Origin of the sequence: Flavobacterium cerinum (assembly GCF_004028155.1) — a bacterium.
Lineage (GTDB): Bacteria > Bacteroidota > Bacteroidia > Flavobacteriales > Flavobacteriaceae > Flavobacterium > Flavobacterium cerinum.
The window spans coordinates 145,577-170,041 of sequence record NZ_SBII01000003.1; the positions used below are offsets into that span (position 1 = coordinate 145,577).

Consider the following 24,465-nt stretch of genomic DNA (forward strand, 5'->3'; position numbering starts at 1 on the left):
AGACTATATACCATGAATAAGAAAGTAGTAATCGTTTCGGCTGTACGTACACCTATAGGAAGTTTTATGGGCGCATTATCTACCGTAACGGCTTCTCAACTTGGAGCAGCTGCAATAAAAGGAGCGCTTGAAAAAATTAATTTAGACTCAAAACTTGTAGACGAAGTTATAATGGGTAACGTAGTACAGGCAGGCGTAGGTCAGGCTCCGGCTAGACAGGCTTCTAAGTTTGCTGGATTACCGGATTCGGTTATTGCTACTACAGTAAATAAAGTATGTGCATCAGGTATGAAAGCCGTTATGCAGGCTGCTCAGGCGATTCAATGCGGTGATGCAGAGATCGTTGTTGCAGGTGGTATGGAAAGCATGAGCCTTATACCTCATTATGTGCACATGAGAAATGGTTACAAATTTGGTCCTGCTACTATGGTAGACGGATTACAAAAAGACGGACTTACAGATGCATATGATAACAACGCTATGGGCGTATGTGCAGATCTATGTGCTACAGAATATAATATTACACGTGAAGAGCAGGATGCTTTTGCTATCGAATCTTACCAACGTTCTGCACGTGCATGGGATGCAGGTAAATTTGATAACGAAATTGTACCAGTTGCTGTTCCGCAGCGTAAAGGTGACCCAATCATGGTTACTAAAGACGAAGAATACACAAACGTGAAACTTGACAGAATAACTTCATTAAACGCTGTATTTACTAAAGACGGTACTGTAACAGCTGCTAATGCTTCTACAATTAATGACGGTGCAGCTGCATTGGTATTAATGAGTGAAGAAAAAGCAAATTCACTTGGACTTAAGCCTCTTGCTTACATAAAAGGTTATGCAGATGCTGAGCAGGAGCCAAAATGGTTCACTACTACCCCGGCTAAAGCAATGCCAAAAGCATTAGAGAAAGCGGGTATTACTAAAGATGATGTTGACTTCTTTGAATTCAACGAAGCATTCTCTGTAGTAGGTCTTGCTAATATGAAAATATTAGGTCTTGATGCTGCAAAAGTTAACGTAAACGGTGGTGCTGTATCTTTAGGTCACCCGCTAGGATGTTCTGGTGCAAGAATCATTGTAACACTTATCAATGTACTTGAGCAAAACAATGCTAAAATTGGTGGTGCTGCTATCTGTAATGGTGGTGGTGGTGCTTCGGCTATTGTTATCGAACGCGCTTAATCTATTCGATTTAAAATAAAAAGTTGTTATTAACTTCGTTAAAACAGCTTTCAGTATATAACGCTGCTTCCAGATTTTCCTACTATATTTGTAGTATCTGAGAGCAGCGTTAACTATTAAAAATACTGCTCTTTCTAATAAAAAACATAAAATACTCAGTAATAAGGATGTTTGGTATTTGTAATCTTGCCATTGTGCCCCTACGTTTAGAACCAAGTGACAGAAGCGAAATGACGTCGCAGGTACTCTTTGGTGAGCATTTTAAAATTTTAGAAAAAACTGAAAAATGGTCACGCATTGAACTGGCATATGATAGTTACAACGGATGGATAGACAACAAACAGTTTAAAACCATCAGCGAGACAGAATACAACACACTTAGCACAAAACCAGCTGTATTGAACGCTGACCTTATTGAGTACCTTACAACACCTAATAATCAGTTATTATCGATCCCAATGGGATCTTCATTAACATTTTTAGACCAGCCAAGTATAAATACTGAACAATATATATTCGAGGGTTTAAGAGCTTCTGGAGTTACCTCTAAAGAGAACCTGATCCATACTGCTTTCATGTACCTGAATTCACCCTATTTATGGGGAGGAAAAACGCCTTTCGGCCTGGATTGTTCAGGGTTTACACAAATGGTATATAAACTAAATGGCTATTCCCTGCTAAGAGATGCTTCACAACAGGCGACCCAGGGCGAAGCACTTAGTTTTATCGAAGAAAGCGAACCGGGTGATTTAGCCTTTTTTGATAACGAAGAAGGGAGAATTATCCACGTGGGTATAATAATGGAAGACAACCATATTATCCATGCGCATGGTAAAGTACGCATCGATCGTCTGGATCATTTGGGCATTTATAATATCGACACCAAAAGACATTCACATAAACTTCGTGTGATTAAAAAAATCATATAGTTCAGAGCAGGTTTTTTAACCTGCTTTTTTATTTATATTAGTGAAAATAAAAAAAATTGATATCCCATCCCAACCTTTGGCAGGATTAATTCATCTATATAATAAGTAATATTAATTGACCAGAATTATGAAAAAGCCGATCCAGATATCAATTCCATCACCCTGCCATGAAAACTGGCAGCAAATGACAGCTGTAGATAAAGGAAGGTTTTGTGCTTCCTGCGAAAAAAAGGTATTCGATTTTACAAATTCGTCTGATAGGGAAATAGCTTCCATATTAAAAAATACCGAAAATGCATGTGGACGATTTTCACTAACACAAATCGATCGTGACCTTATTGTCCCTAAAGAAAAAAGTGCTGTGTGGGTAGCTGCAAGCGCAGCAGTAATAAGTTTACTGACTGTAGGAACTAATCAGGCATTAGCACAGACTCCTTTAAGTACAGAACAACATCAAAATAACAATACACGAATAGTATTAGGTAAAGTTGCCTCACCAAGACCTATAATCACAGGAACTGTCTCTAATTCGCTGGGGGAGGTTTTACCCGGAGCACTTATTAAAATTAAAAATTCATCTATAGGAAAACAGGCAGATCTTGACGGGCGATTTTCTATAGAGGCAAATCCAGGAGAGGTTTTACAAATTTCTTACATAGGTTATAAAGATGAAAATTATACTGTGAATGAGACAAAACAGATCACCATTATAATGAATGAAGAAGAATATCAATTGCAAGGTGATATTATAATTGTACAGAAAAGAAGCTTCTTTGGTAAGATATTTAATTCAATAGGCAGTATATTCAGGTAATCAAATACATACATTTTATTATCTTTAGTCTTCCAAAACATTTTTTCACAAATTCGCTAAAGAATTACAAAACGTTACTGCTATTTCGACGGCAGAAGAAATCTTTATAATAGTATCATAATAAACAAAAACGCCCCGCAATTGCGGGGCGTTTTCTATTTCTCAATACTGAAGATCAGTATGATTATTTAACTTCTTCGAAGTCTACATCCTGAACGTTGTCACCTTCAGCTTGTGCTTCCGGCTGTGCCTGAGCACCACCTTGTTGAGCATCACCTTGCTTGTACATTTCTTCTGAAGCATTTTTCCATGCCTCATTGATTTTTGCTAAAGCTGTCTCAATTGTAGCAACATCCTGACCTTCGTAAGCCATTTTAAGCTCAGTAAGTGCCATTCCGATGGTATCTTTATTACTTTGAGATAGTTTATCGCCAAACTCAGTTAATTGTTTTTCCGTTTGGAAAATCATAGCATCAGCTTCGTTTAGTTTTTCAACTCTTTCTCTTGTAATTTTATCAGCATCAGCATTAGCTTCAGCTTCTTTACGCATTCTGTCGATTTCTTCCGGAGTTAATCCTGAAGAAGCTTCGATACGGATATCATGAGATTTACCAGTTCCTTTGTCAGTAGCTGATACTTTGATGATACCATTAGCATCAATATCAAATGTTACTTCGATTTGAGGAATACCTCTTTGTGCAGGTGGTAAACCATCAAGGTGGAAACGACCTATTGTTTTGTTATCTACTGCCATTGGTCTTTCACCTTGCAGTACATGGATCTCAACAGACGGCTGGTTGTCAGAAGCTGTAGAGAATACCTGAGATTTTTTAGTTGGTATTGTAGTATTAGATTCTATTAATTTAGTTAATACACCACCCATAGTTTCGATACCAAGAGATAGTGGAGTAACATCAAGAAGTAATACATCTTTAACGTCTCCTGAAAGTACACCTCCCTGGATAGCAGCACCAATTGCTACAACCTCATCAGGATTAACTCCTTTAGATGGTTTTTTACCAAAGAATTTTTCAACTTCTTCCTGGATACGTGGTATACGTGTAGAACCACCTACAAGGATAACCTCATCAATATCAGATGTAGAAAGACCTGCATCTTTTAAAGCTTTAGCTACCGGTTCCATAGAACGTTTCACTAAAGTATCTGCTAATTGTTCAAATTTAGCTCTAGTTAATGGTTTAACTAAGTGTTTTGGTCCAGATGCAGTTGCAGTAATGTAAGGAAGGTTGATTTCAGTCTGTGTAGACGAAGACAACTCAACTTTAGCTTTCTCTGCAGCTTCTTTTAGACGCTGTAAAGCCATTGGGTCTTTACGAAGATCAATACCTTCTTCAGTATTAAACTCATTAGCTAACCAGTCAATTATTACCTGGTCAAAGTCATCACCTCCAAGGTGAGTATCACCATTTGTAGAAAGTACTTCAAATACACCATCTCCTAATTCAAGGATAGAGATATCAAATGTACCACCACCAAGGTCATATACAGCAATTTTTTGATCTGTACCTGTTTTATCAAGACCGTAAGCAAGAGCAGCAGCAGTAGGTTCGTTGATGATCCTTCTAACTTTAAGACCAGCAATTTCACCTGCTTCTTTAGTAGCTTGACGCTGAGCATCATTAAAGTAAGCCGGTACTGTAATAACCGCTTCAGTTACAGTGTATCCAAGGTAATCCTCAGCTGTTTTTTTCATTTTTTGCAATGTCATTGCAGATAGTTCTTGTGGAGTGTAAAGACGACCATCAATATCAACACGTGGTGTATCATTATCTCCTTTAACTACTTTGTAAGGAACATTGCTTGCTTCTTTAGAGCTTTCGGTAAATTTATTACCCATGAAACGCTTAATAGAAGCGATGGTTTTTGTAGGATTGGTCACTGCTTGTCTTTTTGCAGGATCACCAACTTTGATCTCCCCGCCTTCAACAAATGCAATTACTGATGGGGTAGTTCTTTTTCCTTCAGCATTAGGAATAACAACTGGTTCGTTACCTTCCATTACGGAAACACACGAGTTTGTTGTTCCTAAGTCAATTCCGATTATTTTACTCATCTTTTTCTGGTTTTATTATTTCTTATTTTTGAATTCTTAATTATTACTGTTCTGCGAACATTGAACCATAGTCAATCTTTGTGCCAAGACGCAAAACAACTAAAAAATGTCAGAAATAAGGAATTTTATATGACAACATGACATTTTTAAAGCCTGCTTTCAGACTTAAAAGTCTAAAAATTACTTTTCAAAATACTCAAAGGCATCTATAATATCCAGATAAACACCATCGAATCCTGCTGTTGCTATTTTACTTAAGTAAGAATCATTGTTTTTATAAACAAGTCCCTGCCAATCTTCGTTCCAGTATTTTACTTTATAATTACCCGGCCAGTCCGGATTTTCCGCTGCCAGCCATGCAGGCTTACTGGAATTCCATGACGACTGCCAGTAATACCTGTAATTTTCTGCCTCTCCAATAGACATATAGCATATAACCAATCTTTTACCTCCATTAGCTTTATTTCTAAGCTGATTTAATTCAGCTGCAGTGAAAGATTGATCATTAATAAATAAGTCCATAATAACGGCATCATAGTTAGTAGCCGTTACTGCATCTATAAATGCCGATTTAGACAAGAAAGTTTCAGGGTTTATTAAGTAGAGGAAGTTTTTTGCCTGACTTAAAGACGTAATGACATTAGCATTAACGTTATTAGGGACAGCATCCGGAACTATATTCAGGTTTCGCTGTGTTGCAGCAAATGACACATATCCGTTTGTACCATTTACTAAATAGGAATTACTGATTTTAGATGGTGTAGAACAATAATCGATAGCCAGTATTGTATTACCTGCATTTTTAGAAATATCCAAAAATCCTTTCAGATAGTTTGTCACGTTAGCGGGAGTAGCATCGTTGTCATTATTATAACCATACAAAAAATCTTCCTGCCCATTACCATCAATAGCTGATAGGTATGCCGAATCTGGCAATCCTGATACCTCACCATTATTAGTGACCAGCTCGATACCATTTTGTGGAATGATAATAAAGTTTGGATTGATCGTTTTCGCCTTTTCGCTGATGCCAATTACAAAGTCACGCATATTCTGCTTGTAATCACGATTCTCATTTTGGTTATTCCCATCACCATTATCATCACTGCCACAACCGATAAAAAGAAAAAAAACAAAAATCCCTGCTATACTTTTCATTATATTATTTTCAATAATAACACAAAATAATAGTTTTTATTACGCTATGCCATTTTCCCAGTAATTAAAAAGGATTTTCTATTATGATGTCTACAGCAAGATAACTCACATCACTGATATGATGTCCGTAACCTATAAGATCATTCATATAACCCACATCAAAAGTTACCGGTAAGCTATCCGGTGAATAGCTGTAGTACAGGCAAAATCTGCTTTCTTTATATTCAGGACTCCCCCAGCCTTCATCACTGTCATTTGTCATAGCAAACAATGCCTCTGCACTTCCTACTAAACTGTTTTCAGAATCATTATCCAAAGGTACAAGCAATTGTGTCTTTAATCGTGTGCGCAATTGCAATCCGTCAAGTACCTGATCAAAATCTGCCGTATAAAATTTCCTGACTTCCTGACGCAGAGTTGTTGTCCATTTTGAGTTGCCAATGTTGGTTGCATATTGTAACCTTCCGTACAACCTGAATTCCTGATTTACCACAACAGATTTCTCCTTATCAAAACTTTCATCATATTCATGCTGCCTGCGGTAGCTAAGCGCAGCACTATACGTCCAATTGGCATTCAATTTATGATAAAATTCCTGATTTACAACAACTATAGAAGGCATACTAAAAGGATTACTCCCTTGAGCGCCACTAATACGCCCCATTCCAAAATAGGTTGTAGAGCTATTTTTTTTGTCTAATTTTTGCTTTACTCCTACTGCTGACCAAAATGCAGTATTGGTTTTACCAAGTCCGGGCGGACTCAGTTGTGCAAGGGCAGGCAAACTAAAAATAAAACATAGGGTTAATAAAAGAGTACGCATCATCATTTGCTTAAAATTATATTACAAATGTGATAGGCGAATCTGTAAAGATTTAGGAACTTTTAATTTTAGAGAATAAACCTTATTATTTAAAATTAATCTACTAAAAACAACGCATTACTGAACAGTAAATTCCCATTTTCCCAGAAACCACGGAAAAGCGGATTATCTACCATATATATTATCTGCCCTCTGCCCTTTTGCTGTACTGCAAAAGTGACGGTATTTTCCAGTTTCTTTTTAAGGCTTTTACCTATAAATCCGAAGTTCTTATAGCCTTTTGGAACATAAGCCACATTCCATACATTCTTTAATAACTCATAACGGCTATCAGATGTTTTAAGACTGAAGTATTTATCTCCCAATCCATAAGCCAATGGATGGCTTTTATCCAGTACATTCTCTACAATCGCACCCGGAACAGATCCTGATAACGCACGTCTTTCTGCATTTTGATAATCATAAAAGCGGGATTGAAGCACTTCTTCATCCTCTGCTGTTGTTTCAAGTAGTTTCGCTTCGCTAGTTGCAAATTTTGTCAGATTGTAACCAGGTCTGTCTTCAAAAATACTAAGGGCATTTGCGATAGCAATTACTTTACCTCCATTATCAATAAAATTATCAATATTTTTTTTGTCTGACTCTGATAAGCTATACCAGCCATCCGGAAGCACAATGGTTGTGAATTCTGATAATCTTATTCTGTCCATATCCTGTACCTCCACTATACTTACCGGATAATTAATAACCTCATCCATATAGAACCAAACCTGCCCAAAATCTGTAGCACTAACGCTCCTTCCTGCCAATAACAATACTTTTGGTGTTTCTATCAGTGGATAATTCTCACCACCAAGGTCGCCGCCGGATAAAGAAAATCCGCTTTCTACAACTTCATAATCGGGCTTTTTATCTAGGAAAACTTCCATGACATTTTTAAAATCACTCAATTGAGGATTGTCTCCTTTTAAGATCATCAGATCGCCCGGGCTAACTTTTATTCCCCTGAACGCAGATGCTTTCCTTGAAGAACGTACTTTGATTCCGCTCTTTAGCATTAATCCCAAGACTTTTGCCGATGCTCTGCCATTCCAGGGTACGTAATAAGCATAAAGCCTTTCGTAATCAAATTTGCCTTTACGTGATATCTCCTTTTTAATATCGATAGATAGTTTCCCTTTTAGGGCATAACTCTCTATACCATAGGCATGAGGTAATGCCCATGCAGTTATGTCATACGACAGACTGTCGGTTAATTTTTGAGCCGGTTCAAACAATACCTGTGTTAGTGTAGCTTTTGGTTGATTAACACTTACAATAAGATCATTTGGTTCTATCGTAAAATCTTTAACAGCATCACTTTGGTAATGATATCCCGATGTTTTTTTAGATTCGGCAGCATAAGCATATTCTATCTTATTTCGTTTTAGCAATCTCGCCAATTGTTCTGTTTTACCGCTGTTTTTTACAACATAAGTACGGTATTTACCTTTTGGCTCTTCTTTTCCTTCTTTAAAGTACGACCTGAAATTCTTAACTAGTTTATCTTTTTGCCAGGATGTAGTTTCTACAGCCGTTAGTATTGCTGCCGTATGGTGGTCTATCCTGTCCTGTAATGTTAACAGGTTGCCATTAGTCATAGTTATAGCACGGCCTGCACCTATACCTCCCTGTTCATAGGTCATACCTACTGCTCCATTAAAAGTAGGGTACGTATCACCATAGCTTGGATAGAAAAGATCGAATCGCTCACGGGTATAATAATTCCATCCTTCGCTATCAAACTTTTTGGCTGTCATTTCGCCTATGTTATTGTAAAAGTCTTTTTGGGCATCGGTAATAAACTCATGCATCGGTTCTGCTGCTGGCGGAAAGAAATAAGGTTCATTAAATCCCATTTCATGTACATCTACATGAACCATTGGCATCCATTCGTTATAAAGAAGCATACGCTGCTGGGTTTCAATCTGTGTCTGCCATGCCCAGTCACGGTTAAGGTCATAAGCATAATGGTTCTGCCTGCCTCCCGGCCATGGTTCTATATGTTCCCTGTCATAAATTCCGGGATGTGTATTTTTACCTGATATATCCCTAAGCCAGTTTCCATAACGTGAAAATCCATCAGGGTTAAGGCATGGATCTAAAATAACAATGGTATTCTCTAACCACTCCTTAGTCTCTTTATTTTCAGGATTTATGAGCTCATAAGCAACGGACATGGCACTTTCTGTAGCCCCAATTTCATTTCCATGAACATTGAAACTTAACCATATAATTGCTTTATCATTTATTGTTGCAGGTTTAGTATCCCCCATACCTATCTGATATAAGTTATTGAGGCGTATGTTTTCCAGATCACGCAGGTTCTCAGGTGTCGAAATATAATATACATTCAGCCCTCGTTCCTGGGTTGTTTGCCCGTACGGTTTGTGTTGTATGTATTCTGAATTTTGTACAAGGTGTCCAAAATAATTCTCAACCTGATAGTAGTAGCTTACCGTTTTACCATAGCTGGGTAAAAATTCTTCCGGACTTTTAAGCTGGGCTTGTAATGATATGCTGAACACTAAAGCTATAGCGAAAAAAACATTTTTCATGAACTCTGTTTTATAGATTCCAAATGTAGGAATTTAATTTGTTGCGACTTAATTATACCTTATATTTGAGTAGACGTATTATCGAATAAACAATGATCTGGCAAAATAAACTCACAAAACTATTAGGTATTCAATATCCTATTATACAGGCACCAATGCTTGGTGTAACTACTCCCGAAATGGTCGCTGCTGTTTCTAACTCGGGCGGACTTGGGTCGCTGCCTGTTGGTGGGCTTTCGCCCGAAATAACAAGAGAACGCATTCAAAAGACCAAAGCCCTGACCAATAAACCCTTTGCTGTCAATCTTTTTGTAAATGCTTTGGATAACGTTAACCTGGAAGAAGCCCTTGCTATTCAGGATTTCCTGGATAAACTTGGCAAAAAACACAATTTAGAATTTGACCGAAAATCTCCCGGAAGCTTTACTTTTTACTCCTACAAGGAACAAATTGATATTTTAATTGAAGAAAACATTCCGGTTGTGAGCTTTACGTTCGGGTGGCTGGATAATGATTGTATTAAACAATTAAAAAATAATGGTGCAATCCTTATTGGCACTGCAACTTCTGTAAAAGAAGCCAAACTGCTTGAAGATACAGGTATCGATGCAATAACCGCTCAGGGTGTTGAAGCCGGAGGTCACAGAGGTACTTTTATAAATGATGAACCATTGCCACAAGTTGGTCTGATGTCTTTGCTCCCCCAAATTGTTGATAATGTTTCTATCCCGGTTCTTGCAGCCGGAGGCATTAACGACGGCAGGACTATCAAAGCAGCTTTTATATTGGGAGCCTCTGCTGTGCAAATTGGGACTGCTTTTATTCCCAGTAATGAGAGCTTGGCAATTCCCTCCTATAAAGACCGGCTGTTACAGGCTCAGGATACCGATACTCAGCTTACAAAGGCATTTTCCGGACGTTGGGCACGAGGGATCAGGAATACGTTTATGACCGAGACAGAACAATCCGGACTAACAATCCCTGAATACACTATCCAGAATAGCATTACCGGTCCCATTAGAGCCGCTGCAATTAAACAGGATAATAACCAACTGACCAATATGTGGTCTGGTCAATCGGCTCCAAAAATTAAACTGGAAACCTGCAGTGATATATTTAAGGAACTAATAAAACAGACTGAAAGTATAAAATCAATTTAATTACAAAAACAATATTTACGGTTTTTCCGCAATTAACTTTTATTTAACACATATGTAATATCTTACAAAAAGCTCTTTCGTTTATGTTTGCCAAATATTTAATTAACTAATAATAAACACAATAACAAAACATAAATGAAAGATAATATAAGAAAGATAAGCTTTGGGCTACTAATGTGTATTTTAGTCCTATTTGCCGGATGCCAGATGGACGATGAAAAACAAAATGAAAATCAGGAAAAAAATGTTAATAATTACCCGGTAATCACCGAAAAATACCTAACCACAGCGGATCTTGAAGCAATGCCTAAAGTAAAAGAATTGCTGGCAAAAATTATCAATGAAAAGAATCCTGGTTCATCAGACAGGAGTATTTACAATCCTGATTATGATATTTTTATTGATACATCCAAAATTTTAAGGCTCGATAACGGTAATTATCACTCATTAACATTTCCAATAACCCGTTTGGGAAACAAAGATGGCTCAACTGAGAATTTAGTTTTAAGTTCACAAGATGACGGAAGCTATACAGTAGCCATATATAAATATGAATTAACGGAAGAAAACAAAACAGCTATACTAAATGATGAACCTACAAATATAACTGGCTATGTTAGCAGGACTGTACTAAAAGAGTTTAACCCGAATGATTTATTATCGAGAACTATACAAATATTCTACACCCAAATAATAGTAGTACCTTGTGGAAGTGGAGAACATAATGGTACTAATATGGGAAAATGGCACCAGTGCACCGTTTCCAAAAAAGCACAGGTGCTTGCAATAACAAGGTCAATACTTATCGATATAGGTAATGATGACCCTATAGGTCCGGAGATTGGATCTGGCGGCGGCGGCGAAGTAGGCGGTTCAGGCTATACACCTCCTACTTTTAATCCAGGTAATGATTTTGCTCTTGTGAAAGGCGGGTTAACAAAACCCGTACTAAATATAAAAACACCGGAAGAGGCTTTTTACTATGAATTCCTTAAGAGTGATGGACGTATGGCAATGCAGGATTCGGAGCTAAGAAAGCCTATTTTACAATATCTTTTAAAGAATGGATGGTCTAACGAGAGTAAAGCACATGCCGAACAGCTTCTTCTTAATGGCGATGTAGAGTTTTTATTATGGGCATTAGATTATTTAGAAAACAATCCTGATACTACTCCTGAACAGTTTGAAAATTGGTATATGGGAATTTCCGAAGGTAAAGACGGAAGTTACAACGCCTCCTATTGGAATAACCCGAATCTATCTTTCCCTCCACAAAATTTACCAACCTGGCAGGCATTTGACGCTGCTTATCCTAGAAATCCAAACGGGAGCTATATGACAGGTGCTGACAATGTTTTTAACCATGTTGGCGGAGCCGTTTTACAGGCCAGGATTGATTATCCTGGACAAACGAACAACCCTTGTGCATTAAAAGTATCAATCGCCTTAAATGGTGCCGGAATTGTGATTCCTGAACTCTATTATCCAAATGGAGATCCTATTACGTTAAAAGGCGCCGATGGTAAATTTTATTTTTTAAATGCTAAAGCATTAAATTCATGGATGAAAGAAACTTTTGGAACCAATCCTGCTTCATTGACTACACCATTAAACACTAAACACTTTCAATACACTGAAGGTGGCACAAATGGAGCAGATTTTGAAACTGCAATTAAAGGAAAAAAAGGTATATTTACTATGCTCCCAAAAGACCCTATTTCTTTTAAAGCATCAGGCCATTGTGATAAATATGATGGCATAACATGTGCTGCTTGGTGTTACTTCCCACATGCGTCAGAAGTAAATATTTGGGTATTAGATTAATTAAAAAAATATATTTATGAGAATTTTATTTATCATCTTCATGTTCATTCTACAAAATGCATCAGCTCAAACAAAATCTGATGAGATATTCTTATTTGAGAATCAAAAAATTAAATATACTACATTAGATTTTAAAGATGATATTTATCGTGTTAGTAAGTTCTTTGTTATAATAAATCAAAAGCATGATGTAAATAAATGCTTTAAAAACAAACATTTAAAACCTTATTTCATAAACATACCAACTGATATACCTAAAGAAAAGCAAGAAAAGTTATTTTTAGAATTTGTTTCGTATATAACCGGAAGAGTCAAATTAATAGATAGTGATTTTTTTGTAATTTCTGACATAGATTATACAGGTATATATAAAGAAATTTTTGAAAAAGAACATCGATATAAAGGATATTACATGAATAATATAAATGATATATATTTAAATCCAACTAAGGCAGAGATTTGTAAAATGTTGCAATAAAATAATATCTTTAAAAGCAGTCTTAAAAGGCTGCTTTTTCTTTTTATAAATTCGCATAACAAAAGTGCAATCCTTATCTTTGCATGCTTTTAAAATAAACTACAATGCGTATATCCTACAATTGGTTAAAACAATTTATAAAATTAGACTGGAAATCTGAAGAAACTGCTGCACTCCTTACTGACCTTGGTCTTGAAGTAGAAGGTGTAGAAAAGTTTGAATCACTTAAAGGCGGGCTTGAAGGCGTCGTGGTAGGTCACGTACTTACCTGCGTTCAGCACCCAAATGCCGACAGGTTGAGGATTACAACAGTAGACCTTGGAGACGGCACACCTGTACAAATAGTATGTGGGGCACCTAATGTGGCTATGGAACAAAAAGTTCCTGTTGCAACGATTGGTACGACCTTATATGACAAAGAAGGAAATGCTTTCCAGATCAAAAAAGGAAAAATTCGCGGTGAAGACAGCCATGGTATGATATGTGCCGAAGATGAACTTGGCATGGGCCAGGGTCATGACGGTATCATGGTACTTAAAGAAGACCTTAAGCCGGGTACTCCCGCTTCTAAAGTATTTAACATTGAAGTAGACGAAGTATTTGAGATTGGCCTTACTCCTAACCGCGCCGATGCTATGAGTCATTGGGGTGTTGCAAGGGACCTGCGTGCCGGTCTTTCTCAAAAAAATGTAAATACAGAATTGCTTACACCATCTGTAAGTAACTTCAGGGTAGACAAGCGTACCCTTAAAATGGACGTTAAGGTTGTAGACAGCAAACTTGCTCCAAGATATTGCGGTGTTACTATTTCAGGTATTACCGTAAAACCATCACCGGCATGGTTACAAAATAAACTTAAAGCTATTGGGCTTACACCAAAAAATAATATTGTAGACGTTACCAATTATGTACTGCATGACTTAGGTCAGCCTCTACATGCTTTTGATGCTGCAAAAATTAAAGGAAACAAAGTAATTGTAAAAACCGTTGAAGCAGGTACTAAGTTTGTAACTTTAGATGACGTTGAAAGAACACTTCACGAAGAAGACTTAATGATTTGTGATGAAAGCGGACCAATGTGTATTGCCGGAGTTTTTGGTGGTAAAACATCAGGAGTTACCGAAAGCACTTCGTCTATATTCCTTGAAAGTGCCTACTTTAATCCTGTATCAATACGTAAAACAGCAAAACGTCACGGACTTAGCACAGACGCGTCTTTCCGTTTTGAAAGAGGTATAGACCCAACTATTACAGAATATGCGCTTAAAAGAGCTGCACTACTTATACAGGAGACTGCCGGTGGTGAGATCACCTCTGACATTGAGAACATTTGTCCTAAGAAAATCGAAGATCATTCAGTTCTGCTAAACTTTAGTAATGTTACCAGAACTATCGGTCAGGAACTTTCTAAGGAAACAATTAAGAAAATATTGGTATCGCTGGATATAAAAATAAGCACGATGTCTGATGCAGGTCTTGGACTTGTTATTCCGGCATACCGTGTAGATGTTACCCGTGAGATAGATGTTATAGAAGAAATATTGAGAGTTTATGGTTATAACAATATCACCTTTACTCCTAAATTAAATGCTTCTATTTCTAATTCAGCACGTAATGAAGATTACAAACTGCAAAATATTATAGCAGCACAAATGGTATCGCTTGGCTTCAATGAAATGATGGCCAATTCTCTTACCACGCCAGATTATGCAAAATTATCAGAAAACCTTAGAGAAGAGTTCAATGTAATTATTCTTAACCCGCTTAGTAATGATCTTTCTGCTATGAGGCAGTCATTATTATTTAGTGCATTAGAAGCAGTGTCGTTCAATATCAACAGAAGAAGATCTGATCTTAAATTATTTGAATTTGGTAAAACGTACCACAAACTGCCATCGGGTAATGATGAGAACAAACACTTCACTCTTACGGTAACAGGAAGCAGACTTGCTGAAAGCTGGTCATACGCTCAAAAACCGACAGATTTCTTTATGTTTAAAGGTTACGTTAACCTTGTATTCTCAAGATTAGGAGTAACAAAAATACAATCGCAGCCAGTTGTTAATGATGTTTTTGCAGAAGGTATCGGACTTTCTATGGGTAACGAAATACTTGTAGAATTTGGAACGATTAAAAAATCAATTCTAAAACAATTTGATATCAAACAAGATGTTTTCTATGCTGATTTTAACTGGGATGCGATCATCAAATTGGTATCGGGGAAAATAAAATATGCTGAAATCTCTAAATTCCCTGAGGTTAGAAGAGACTTAGCACTATTAGTTGACCAAGGAGTTTCTTTTGAAAACATCTTTACCATAGCAAGAGCAACTGAAAAAACTGTATTAAAAGATATAAGCCTGTTTGACGTATATGAAGGCAGCAATTTACCTGAAGGTAAAAAATCATACGCTGTGAGCTTTATGCTACAGGATAGCAGTAAAACGCTTACAGATGAACAGATAGATAAGATCATGACTAAGATAAGAGTAAACCTGGAAAAAGAAACCGGTGCTCAATTGAGATAGCAAACCATCTCTATATATCACATAAAAAAAACCTCGTTACATTGTAGCGAGGTTTTTTTTATTATCATGATAGAAAATTAAAACACTATGCTTTTATTTTCGCTTTCATTACTTTGTAGTCTGCATCTCTTTCTAAAGCCTGATAAACACTGGCTAGTAAAGATATTACATACTGGTTGTCCGGTTCAATTTTATACGCTTTCTCTAAATAAGGAAGTGATTTTTTATAAAGACCATCTCTTTGAGCTTTTAATGCATCATAACGCTGATTATCTTTAGCAGTTGTACCGGTAATTTTATTCATATCGTCAACGATTTTCTGCTCATCAGCAAGCATTAAAACACCTAAGTTAATAAGAGCATTAACATAATTAGGATTAATCTCTAAAGCTCTGTTATAATGCTTTATTGCTTCTTCTTTATTTGTCTCAGAGCTTACAACCCCAAGGTTATAGAACAAATCAGCATCATTAGGACTTTTTTGTACAGCTTCCGTAATTAGCTTTTTATACATTTCATTATCCTTAGTTTTCAAGTAAAGATCTGCTTCAGCAATAAGAAGACTTACATCGTCCGGGTTCGCTTTTCTGGCATTAGCCATAGCTTGTTTTGCTTTTTCAGTTTCACCTTTCTGACCGTAGATAAGTGCTATATTTTTAACGATCTCTCCTTTTACAGAAGGTACTTTCTCGTCTTTAGGCTCTATGTACTCTCCAGTCTTTACGGCAATATCCCTCGTAGCTTTATTTGGAAAACCTTCAACTGTTCCTGTTTTTTTATTTTTAGCAGTAAACGCTGTACTCGCTCCAGTAAAACCTGATTGATCTAACTCTAAATAATACTTAAGTGCATTATCATAGTCCTGAGCGTTTACAGCCGAAGCTGCCGCATTATATAGTATAGAATAATCTTTAGGCTCAATTTTATAAGCACTTGCAAAATACATACCTGCTTCTTTAAACTTTTTTTGATCAACCAATTGGTTAGCCATAGTTAAGATAGCCGTTTTAACTTCTGGAAAAATTTGTTTCTGAATTTCCTCGGTATATTTTTTCTTACCGTTTTTTTCAAGCTCAATCACCTTATTAAGGTGTTTCATCATTACAGAAAAATTCATCTGTGCCATAGCAGGATTCATCTGCATTTCCACAAGAGCAAATGTCCCTTTATAGTAATTGAACTCTATTTGCTGTTCTAAAGTAGAAGCTTCCATTTTAGGCTCTACCTCAGTTAAAAGCCTTTTGTATTCCTGAAAATCAGCAGCCGTTGGCTTCTCTTTATCGTCAAGTTTTTTTAATGCTTTTAGTTCTTCTTTCTGTGCAAAACCACTTAAAGAGAACAGTAAAGCTGCAGCGATTGCATATTTACCTTTCATAGTCAATTTATTAAATTATTCTTCTGTTTTTTCTTCTTCTGTTTCTGTTGTTTCAGTTTCTTCCTCCTGAACTATAGTATCCGTAGCATTTTCTAAATCGTCAATATCACCATCAATACCTTCAACGACTTCTTCTTCACGCATAACTTTTGTTACAGCAGCAATAGAGTCGTTTCCTTTGATATTGATAAGACGAACACCCTGTGTTGCTCTACCCATAACCCTAAGATCTGAAACTTCCATTCTAATTGTAAGTCCTGATTTATTAATGATCATAAGATCATCTATATCAGTAACACTATTAATAGATACAAGTTTGCCGGTTTTATCAGTAATGTTTAAGGTTTTTACACCTTTACCACCCCTGTTTGTAATTCTGTAATCATCAAGACTTGAACGTTTACCATATCCGTTTTCAGATACTACAAGTATTTCGCTGTTCATGTCATTTACAGAAACCATGCCGATTACTTCATCTGCCTCATCCTGTAACGTAATACCACGAACCCCTGAAGCGCTACGACCCATAGGACGGGTTTTACCTTCTTCAAAACGAACAAGTTTACCTGACTTAACTGCGATTAACACCTGACTTTCACCATTAGTTAATTTAGCTTCTAGTAACTCGTCATCTTCCCTGATTGTAATAGCGGCAATACCATTTAACCTTGGTCGTGAATATTGCTCTAATAAAGTTTTCTTAACGATACCTTTTTTAGTAGCCATAATAACATAATGACTATTGATATATTCTTCGTTCTTAAGATCCTGAGTACATATAAATGCTTTTACCTTATCATCGTTTTCGATATTAATAAGGTTTTGGATTGCACGTCCTTTACTTGTTTTATTTCCTTCCGGAATTTCATAAACACGCATCCAGAAACATTTTCCTTTTTGAGTAAAGAACAACATATAGTTATGGTTTGTTGCCACAAATAAGTGTTCAAGGAAATCCTGGTCACGCGTTGCCACTCCTTTTTGACCTACTCCGCCTCTATTTTGAGTTTTGTATTCAGAAAGTGGTGTACGTTTAATGTAACCTGCATGAGAAATTGTGATTACAACATTCTCATCAGCAATAAGATCTTCAATACTTACATCACCCCCAGAGTACTCGATTTGAGAACGACGGTCATCACCATATTTATCTCTTATTTCAACAAGTTCAGTTTTAATAAGCTCCATTCTTAACTCTTTACTTGCTAAAAGAGCTCTTAATTCAGCTATTAATTTCATTATCTCTTCATATTCCGCACGAAGTTTATCCTGTTCCAGTCCTGTAAGCTGTCTTAAACGCATCTCTACGATAGCCCTTGCCTGAATCTCAGAAAGGTTAAAACGCTCCATCAATTTACCACGAGCTTCTTCACCATCTTTAGATGAACGAATTAGGGCAATTACCTCATCAATATTATCTGATGCAATAATTAAACCTTCTAATATGTGTGCACGTTCTTCGGCTTTACGAAGATCGAATCTGGTTCTTCTGATAACTACATCATGCCTATGCTCCACAAAATAGTGGATAAGATCTTTCAGGTTTAGCATTTGCGGCCTACCTGCAACAAGAGCAATGTTATTTACGCTAAAAGAAGACTGTAGTTGTGTATACTTATAAAGTGTGTTAAGCACCACATTAGGCACCGCATCACGTTTTAAGATATACACGATACGCATACCATTTCTATCCGATTCATCGCGGATGTTAGCTATGCCTTCAATTTTTTTATCGTTAACAAGATCAGCTGTTTTCTTGATCATGTCGGCTTTATTCACCTGGAAAGGAATCTCTGTAACAATAATACATTCTCTTCCTTCAACTTCTTCAAAATTGGTTTTAGCTCTTATAACAACTCTGCCTCTACCCGTTTTAAATGCTTCACGAACTCCTTCATACCCATATATTATACCCCCTGTTGGAAAATCCGGGGCTTTGATATAAGTAATCAGTTCGTCTATTTCAATATCTGTATTATCAATATAAGCTAATGTACCATTAATAACCTCTGTAAGGTTATGTGGTGCCATATTAGTAGCCATACCAACTGCGATACCGGATGCTCCGTTTATTAGAAGTGTAGGCACCCTTGTAGGCATTACTGTAGGCTCCTGTAATGTATCATCAAAGTTTAACTGAAAATCTACTGTTTCTTTATCAAGGTCGGCCATAATCTCTTCAGAGATCTTACGCATCCTTGCTTCTGTATAACGCATTGCTGCCGGGCTGTCACCATCTACCGATCCAAAGTTACCCTGGCCATCTACAAGTAAGTAACGAAGACTCCATTCCTGAGCCATACGCACCATTGCATCATATACAGATGTATCTCCGTGTGGGTGAAACTTACCTAATACTTCTCCTACAATCCTTGCAGATTTTTTATGGGCCCTATTAGAGAATACCCCTAATTCATACATACCATAAAGTACTCTTCGGTGTACGGGTTTCAAGCCATCTCTAACATCCGGAAGCGCTCTTGATACAATAACTGACATTGAATAATCAATGTAAGCTGATTTCATTTCGTCTTCTATGTTAATAGGAATTAACTTTTCTCCTTCAGACATAAGTAGTTATATTAAAAAATTATAGTTATTACAAAACGTGCCAATATACGTAATTTAAATAGCATTCAGAGGCATTAAAAGTAATTTTTTATACGTTTTATTAACAGTCAAAACCCCAGCAATAGTTAATAAAGTAATACGATTTTGCTTTTATTTTCAACTTTTTTTTCGTCTCTTAGCATGACAGTACATTTTGCAATACTGTCAGTACCTTCATTTAGGTATGGTTTTTGTAAAATCTTACCTAAATAGTTAAATTTACACTATCAAAAATAACATTATGGATGATAATTTTTCACCAAGAGTTAAAGATGTGATTACCTACAGCAAAGAGGAAGCTCTTCGCCTTGGGCATGACTTTATTGGTACAGAACATTTAATGTTAGGAATTTTGAGAGACGGGAACGGCAAAGCCATTTCCATTTTAAACAACATTTCTGTTGACCTGGATCATTTGCGCAGAAAAGTAGAGATATTAAGCCCCGCGAATCCTAATGCCGAACGCAATAATGAAAAGAAAAACCTTCATTTAACCCGCCAGGCAGAAAGAGCCCTAAGAACAACATTCCTTGAGGCTAAGGTTTTCCAGAGCACATCAATAAGTACTGCACATTTATTACTTTGCATTTTACGCAACGAAAATGACCCTACTACAAAATTGCTTAACAAGTTAAAAATTGATTACGAAACAGTTAAAGAACAATTTATCAGTATGACATCAAACGAAGAAGATTACTTGGAAAATCTGCCTAAAGCAGAATCGTATAACGACGATGCAGGACAAGATGAAAGCTTGCGTGAAAGCACATTCAATAATCCTTCTTCCGGCGCCAAAAACAACAAAAAATCAAAAACTCCGGTTCTTGATAACTTTGGACGTGATTTGACCGAACTTGCAGAAGAAGGAAAACTCGATCCTGTAGTGGGCCGTGAAAAAGAAATTGAGCGTGTTTCACAAATATTAAGCAGAAGAAAAAAGAACAACCCGTTATTAATTGGTGAACCGGGTGTGGGAAAATCGGCTATTGCCGAAGGTCTTGCACTGCGTATCATTCAGAAAAAAGTATCGCGTATTCTTTTTAACAAACGCGTGGTAACACTTGATCTTGCCAGTTTAGTGGCAGGTACAAAATACCGCGGACAGTTTGAAGAGCGTATGAAAGCGGTAATGAATGAGCTTGAAAAAAATGACGATATCATTCTTTTTATAGATGAGATACACACTATTGTAGGAGCAGGCGGAGCTACAGGTTCACTTGATGCCAGTAATATGTTTAAACCAGCTTTAGCAAGAGGTGAGATCCAATGTATTGGTGCCACTACCCTTGATGAGTACAGACAGTATATTGAAAAAGACGGAGCACTTGAAAGACGTTTCCAAAAAGTAATTGTGGAACCTACATCTGTAGAAGAAACGATTACTATTCTTAACAATATCAAAAACAAATATGAAGATCACCACAGCGTAACGTATACCCCTGAGGCTATCGAAGCGTGTGTGAAGTTAACCAACAGATACATGTCTGAGCGTTTCCTTCCGGACAAGGCTATTGATGCTCTTGACGAGGCAGGATCGAGAGTTCACATCACTAATATTGATGTGCCCAAACAAATTCTGGACCTTGAGAGACAGCTGGAAGAAGTGCGTGAACTTAAAAATTCTGTTGTTAAAAAACAGAAATATGAGGAGGCTGCAAAACTTCGTGATGACGAAAAACGCATTGAGAAAGACCTTGCTATTGCTCAGGAGCAGTGGGAAGAAGATTCTAAAAACAACCGTATCCTCGTAACCGAAGATAATGTTGCCGATGTAGTGTCTATGATGACAGGTATCCCTGTAAATCGTATTGCTCAAACAGAAAGCAACAAACTGGCTAAACTTCCTCAACTGATCAGTAATAAAGTTATCGGTCAAAGTGAAGCTGTAGCTAAAATTGCAAAGTCTATTCAGCGTAACCGTGCCGGACTAAAAGACCCTAACAAACCAATCGGTTCATTTATCTTCCTTGGTCAGACAGGTGTTGGTAAAACCCAATTGGCAAAAGTACTGGCAAAAGAGCTTTTCGACTCTGAAGATGCGCTTATTCGTATTGACATGAGTGAATACATGGAGAAATTTGCTATTTCAAGACTTGTGGGAGCACCTCCGGGATATGTAGGCTATGAAGAAGGTGGACAGCTTACTGAAAAAGTAAGAAGAAAACCATACTGCGTTGTATTGCTGGATGAGATCGAAAAAGCACACCCTGATGTATTCAACATGCTGCTACAGGTACTGGACGATGGTTATTTAACTGATAGTTTAGGTCGTAAAATTGACTTTAAGAACACGATCATTATTATGACATCTAACGTAGGTGCAAGACAGCTTAAAGACTTTGGCCAGGGAGTAGGTTTTGGTACATCGGCTAAAAAAGCTCAGGCAGACGATCATACAAAAGGTGTTATTGAGGCTGCCCTTAAAAAAACCTTTGCTCCGGAGTTCATCAACAGGATAGACGATATTATTGTATTTAATCCTCTTGAAAAAGAACATATCGATCTTATTATCGATATCGAACTTGACAAACTTTATGCAAGGATTAGAGATCTTGGCTATACCATTTCATTATCTGACAAAGCGAAGAGCTTTATTGCTGAAAAAGGATTTGACAAACAGTATGGTGCAAGGCCTTTAAAAAGAGCGATCCAAAAGTATGTTGAAGACACACTTGCTGAAGAGATTATTACTTCTAAAATTTCAGGAGGTGATGAAATTTTCATGGATCTTGATGAAAATGCTACCGAGTTAGTAGTAACCATCAAAAAAGCAGAAAATCCTGCGAGTTAACACATCAATTTTCATTGTAACTATATTATCCCCAAAGAATTAAATCTCTTTGGGGATTTTTATTTCATTATGATTACATTAAATTTCAATAAAAAAGCGCAGAGACCACTTTACATTTAAAAAAAGTAGTAATTTAGATTACATAATTAGACAAAAATGCTTAACAAAGTAATAGTAGGAAGTGAAGAATGGTGCGCATTCCCACATCTGGGAATACCTACCGTAAAGGCACGTGTAGACTCAGGGGCAAAAACATCTGCCCTTCACGCCATTAACATTTCCCCTTTCCAAAAAGAGGGTGAAAATTGGGTGAAATTTGACATCAATCCCATACAGAATAACACTAAAACAATTATACATTGTGAGGCTCCATTAGTAGATAAACGTGTTGTAAAAAGCTCCAGTGGTTTCCGCGAACAGCGTTATGTTATAAGAGCAGAGATACAAATAGGCGAAACTAACTGGAATGTAGAGTTAACATTGACCAATCGTGACTCTATGGGTTTCAGGATGCTTTTAGGACGTGAAGCCATGAGCGGTCGCTTATTAGTAGACCCAGAACAAAAATACCTGCTTGGACAACCTACTAAAGAAAAACTACAGGAATATTACGATAAAAGTGAAGAACCTAAAAAAGGACTTCGCATAGGCGTTCTTGCCAGTAATCCTGAGCTGTACAGCAACAGGAGAATTATGGAAGCAGGAGAAATGAGGGGTCATGAAATGCACTTCCTTAACCTGAAGTACTGCTATATGAAACTGGATGCACACACTCCTGAAATTCATTATCGTGGAGGCAGAATATTAAATGATTTTGATGCCGTTATACCCCGTATCCGCCCTAGCATGACTTTTTATGGCTGTGCGCTTACACGTCATTTTGAAGCGTTAAAGGTTTTCTGTCTTAATTCGTCTTCTGCAATCACTCAGTCAAGAGATAAATTATATTCGCTTCAATTGCTTCTTAATAGCGGTATTGAAATTCCTACTACAGGTTTTGCTAATTCACCATTAGACACAAATGATCTTATAAAAATGGTGGGCGGACCTCCGCTTATCGTAAAATTACTTGAAGGTACGCAAGGTAAAGGTGTTGTACTGGCCGAAACTAAAAAAGCGGCAGAGAGTGTTATTAATGCATTTAAGAGCTTAAATGCTAACATCCTGGTACAGGAATTTATTAAGGAGGCTAACGGAAAGGATTTACGCCTTTTTGTAATCGATGGTAAAGTTGTGGCTGCTATTCAGCGTGAAGCACTTCCGGGAGAGTTCAGAGCCAACATCCACCTTGGCGGAACCGCCTCTGTAATAAGAGCGACTGCCGAAGAGAAACGCATTGCTATAAAGGCTGCTAAGGCGATGAACCTTAAGGTAGCAGGCGTAGACATTATTCGTTCGTCTAAAGGACCCCTATTGCTTGAAGTGAATTCCTCACCAGGGCTCGAAGGCATAGAAGGCGCTACTAATAAAGATATTGCCGGAGAGATGATCCTTGCTATAGAAAAGAACTTTAAATGGAAATAGTATGAAAATTTTTGCCTTAATTATACCAGGCATAATAGGGACTATCATTTATATAGTAGGATCTCTTTTTAAAATTATGCATTGGCCTGGTGCAAGCTTCATTCAGTTCATAGGAGCATTTTTGGTATTATTATCGGCAATACTAATACTTGTAAAAGTATTTTTTAATAATAAAAAACAAAGTAGTAACTAAAAGTTATTGTCATGACAATCCTATCTAAAATAATCATTGTTTTTGTAGCCCTTATTCATATTTATATAATGTGGCTTGAGATGTTTGGATGGATGACAAAGGCGAAAAAAGTGTTTAGGAAATTTCCTGCAGACTTATTTGAAGTTACAAAACCAATGGCGGCTAACCAGGGACTATACAATGGTTTCCTGGCAGCAGGCCTAATTTGGTCACTGCTTATAACAGATGCTGACTGGAGCATTAATGTAGCTGCTTTCTTTTTAGGTTGTGTGTTTATTGCCGGTATTTATGGTGCGGCTACCGTACAAAAAACTATTTTGTATGTACAATCACTCCCTGCGGCATTGGGATTGATATCTCTTTTAGTTAACTATTAATCACCCATTTTTAAATCAT

17 protein-coding genes are annotated in these 24,465 nt (G+C 37.0%); 11 read left to right on the forward strand and 6 right to left on the reverse strand.

All coding sequences use genetic code 11. From position 1 onward, the window contains the following. Positions 1-12: 12 nt before the first annotated feature. From EPI11_RS05905 to EPI11_RS05915, 3 genes are all read left to right on the forward strand, one after another. A complete protein-coding gene (locus tag EPI11_RS05905; RefSeq protein WP_128389021.1) occupies positions 13-1,191 on the forward strand; it encodes an acetyl-CoA C-acyltransferase in 1,179 nt (392 codons plus the stop codon). A 167-nt stretch (positions 1,192-1,358) separates the two neighbouring features. Continuing rightward, a complete protein-coding gene (locus EPI11_RS05910) occupies positions 1,359-2,120 on the forward strand; it encodes a C40 family peptidase (protein WP_128389022.1) in 762 nt (253 codons plus the stop codon). A gap of 127 nt (positions 2,121-2,247) precedes the next feature. Then, on the forward strand, positions 2,248-2,934 hold the full coding sequence (locus tag EPI11_RS05915; RefSeq protein ID WP_128389023.1) for a carboxypeptidase-like regulatory domain-containing protein: 687 nt from the start codon (positions 2,248-2,250) through the stop codon (positions 2,932-2,934). Positions 2,935-3,118: 184 nt separating this feature from the next. Here the strand turns inward: EPI11_RS05915 and dnaK are convergent, their stop codons facing one another. The 4 genes from dnaK to EPI11_RS05935 form a co-directional block, all read right to left on the reverse strand. Continuing rightward, positions 3,119-5,008: a molecular chaperone DnaK gene (gene dnaK, locus EPI11_RS05920; protein WP_128389024.1), complete on the reverse strand. Its 1,890-nt coding sequence runs from the start codon at positions 5,006-5,008 to the stop codon at positions 3,119-3,121. A gap of 180 nt (positions 5,009-5,188) precedes the next feature. Next, positions 5,189-6,166, reverse strand: coding sequence for an endo alpha-1,4 polygalactosaminidase (locus EPI11_RS05925; protein ID WP_128389025.1), 978 nt, complete (start codon positions 6,164-6,166; stop codon positions 5,189-5,191). Between the two features lie 64 nt (positions 6,167-6,230). After that, positions 6,231-6,995 (reverse strand): DUF2490 domain-containing protein, encoded by a 765-nt coding sequence (locus EPI11_RS05930; RefSeq protein WP_128389026.1) that lies wholly within the window; start codon positions 6,993-6,995, stop codon positions 6,231-6,233. 89 nt (positions 6,996-7,084) lie between these two features. Continuing rightward, positions 7,085-9,586: a M14 family zinc carboxypeptidase gene (locus EPI11_RS05935; protein WP_128389027.1), complete on the reverse strand. Its 2,502-nt coding sequence runs from the start codon at positions 9,584-9,586 to the stop codon at positions 7,085-7,087. A gap of 92 nt (positions 9,587-9,678) precedes the next feature. Here EPI11_RS05935 and EPI11_RS05940 point away from each other — a divergent pair, with 92 nt between their 5' ends. The 4 genes from EPI11_RS05940 to pheT all read left to right on the forward strand — a co-directional run bounded on the left by EPI11_RS05940 (position 9,679) and on the right by pheT (position 15,576). Beyond that, positions 9,679-10,746: an NAD(P)H-dependent flavin oxidoreductase gene (locus EPI11_RS05940; RefSeq protein WP_128389028.1), complete on the forward strand. Its 1,068-nt coding sequence runs from the start codon at positions 9,679-9,681 to the stop codon at positions 10,744-10,746. A 135-nt stretch (positions 10,747-10,881) separates the two neighbouring features. Continuing rightward, positions 10,882-12,570, forward strand: coding sequence for a T6SS effector amidase Tae4 family protein (locus EPI11_RS05945; RefSeq protein WP_128389029.1), 1,689 nt, complete (start codon positions 10,882-10,884; stop codon positions 12,568-12,570). Between the two features lie 16 nt (positions 12,571-12,586). Continuing rightward, complete coding sequence (locus EPI11_RS05950; protein ID WP_128389030.1) at positions 12,587-13,048, forward strand: hypothetical protein; 462 nt, start codon at positions 12,587-12,589, stop codon at positions 13,046-13,048. A gap of 104 nt (positions 13,049-13,152) precedes the next feature. Further along, the gene (gene pheT, locus EPI11_RS05955; protein WP_128389031.1) at positions 13,153-15,576 is read left to right on the forward strand and encodes a phenylalanine--tRNA ligase subunit beta; all 2,424 of its coding nucleotides are present in this window, start codon (positions 13,153-13,155) and stop codon (positions 15,574-15,576) included. An 85-nt stretch (positions 15,577-15,661) separates the two neighbouring features. On the opposite strand, the gene EPI11_RS05960 is transcribed toward pheT, so the two are convergent. Both EPI11_RS05960 and gyrA read right to left on the reverse strand, forming a co-directional pair. Next, positions 15,662-16,951, reverse strand: a complete 1,290-nt coding sequence (locus EPI11_RS05960; RefSeq protein ID WP_128389032.1) for a tetratricopeptide repeat protein — start codon at positions 16,949-16,951, stop codon at positions 15,662-15,664. A 15-nt stretch (positions 16,952-16,966) separates the two neighbouring features. Then, positions 16,967-19,522, reverse strand: coding sequence for a DNA gyrase subunit A (gene gyrA / locus EPI11_RS05965; protein WP_128389033.1), 2,556 nt, complete (start codon positions 19,520-19,522; stop codon positions 16,967-16,969). 280 nt (positions 19,523-19,802) lie between these two features. On the opposite strand from gyrA, the gene EPI11_RS05970 reads away from it, so the two are divergent. The 4 genes from EPI11_RS05970 (at position 19,803) to EPI11_RS05980 (ending at position 24,446) form a co-directional block, all read left to right on the forward strand. Next, a complete protein-coding gene (locus EPI11_RS05970; RefSeq protein WP_128389034.1) occupies positions 19,803-22,352 on the forward strand; it encodes an ATP-dependent Clp protease ATP-binding subunit in 2,550 nt (849 codons plus the stop codon). Between the two features lie 156 nt (positions 22,353-22,508). Then, complete coding sequence (gene rimK, locus EPI11_RS05975; RefSeq protein ID WP_128389035.1) at positions 22,509-23,876, forward strand: 30S ribosomal protein S6--L-glutamate ligase; 1,368 nt, start codon at positions 22,509-22,511, stop codon at positions 23,874-23,876. A 1-nt stretch (position 23,877) separates the two neighbouring features. Then, a complete protein-coding gene (locus EPI11_RS19250) occupies positions 23,878-24,069 on the forward strand; it encodes a GldL-related protein (protein WP_394343631.1) in 192 nt (63 codons plus the stop codon). An 11-nt stretch (positions 24,070-24,080) separates the two neighbouring features. Next, on the forward strand, positions 24,081-24,446 hold the full coding sequence (locus EPI11_RS05980) for a DUF1304 domain-containing protein (RefSeq protein ID WP_128389036.1): 366 nt from the start codon (positions 24,081-24,083) through the stop codon (positions 24,444-24,446). Positions 24,447-24,465: the final 19 nt, after the last annotated feature.

Coding starts and splice junctions, on each gene's coding strand:
- EPI11_RS05970 (WP_128389034.1), top strand. CDS start 19,803: ATGGATGATAATTTTTCACCAAGAGTTAAAGATGTGATTACCTACAGC.
- EPI11_RS05910 (WP_128389022.1), top strand. CDS start 1,359: ATGTTTGGTATTTGTAATCTTGCCATTGTGCCCCTACGTTTAGAACCA.
- EPI11_RS05925 (WP_128389025.1), bottom strand. CDS start 6,166: ATGAAAAGTATAGCAGGGATTTTTGTTTTTTTTCTTTTTATCGGTTGT.
- pheT (WP_128389031.1), top strand. CDS start 13,153: ATGCGTATATCCTACAATTGGTTAAAACAATTTATAAAATTAGACTGG.
- EPI11_RS05940 (WP_128389028.1), top strand. CDS start 9,679: ATGATCTGGCAAAATAAACTCACAAAACTATTAGGTATTCAATATCCT.
- EPI11_RS05935 (WP_128389027.1), bottom strand. CDS start 9,586: ATGAAAAATGTTTTTTTCGCTATAGCTTTAGTGTTCAGCATATCATTA.
- EPI11_RS05960 (WP_128389032.1), bottom strand. CDS start 16,951: ATGAAAGGTAAATATGCAATCGCTGCAGCTTTACTGTTCTCTTTAAGT.
- rimK (WP_128389035.1), top strand. CDS start 22,509: ATGCTTAACAAAGTAATAGTAGGAAGTGAAGAATGGTGCGCATTCCCA.
- EPI11_RS19250 (WP_394343631.1), top strand. CDS start 23,878: ATGAAAATTTTTGCCTTAATTATACCAGGCATAATAGGGACTATCATT.
- EPI11_RS05945 (WP_128389029.1), top strand. CDS start 10,882: ATGAAAGATAATATAAGAAAGATAAGCTTTGGGCTACTAATGTGTATT.
- gyrA (WP_128389033.1), bottom strand. CDS start 19,522: ATGTCTGAAGGAGAAAAGTTAATTCCTATTAACATAGAAGACGAAATG.
- EPI11_RS05950 (WP_128389030.1), top strand. CDS start 12,587: ATGAGAATTTTATTTATCATCTTCATGTTCATTCTACAAAATGCATCA.
- EPI11_RS05930 (WP_128389026.1), bottom strand. CDS start 6,995: ATGATGATGCGTACTCTTTTATTAACCCTATGTTTTATTTTTAGTTTG.
- EPI11_RS05915 (WP_128389023.1), top strand. CDS start 2,248: ATGAAAAAGCCGATCCAGATATCAATTCCATCACCCTGCCATGAAAAC.
- EPI11_RS05980 (WP_128389036.1), top strand. CDS start 24,081: ATGACAATCCTATCTAAAATAATCATTGTTTTTGTAGCCCTTATTCAT.
- dnaK (WP_128389024.1), bottom strand. CDS start 5,008: ATGAGTAAAATAATCGGAATTGACTTAGGAACAACAAACTCGTGTGTT.
- EPI11_RS05905 (WP_128389021.1), top strand. CDS start 13: ATGAATAAGAAAGTAGTAATCGTTTCGGCTGTACGTACACCTATAGGA.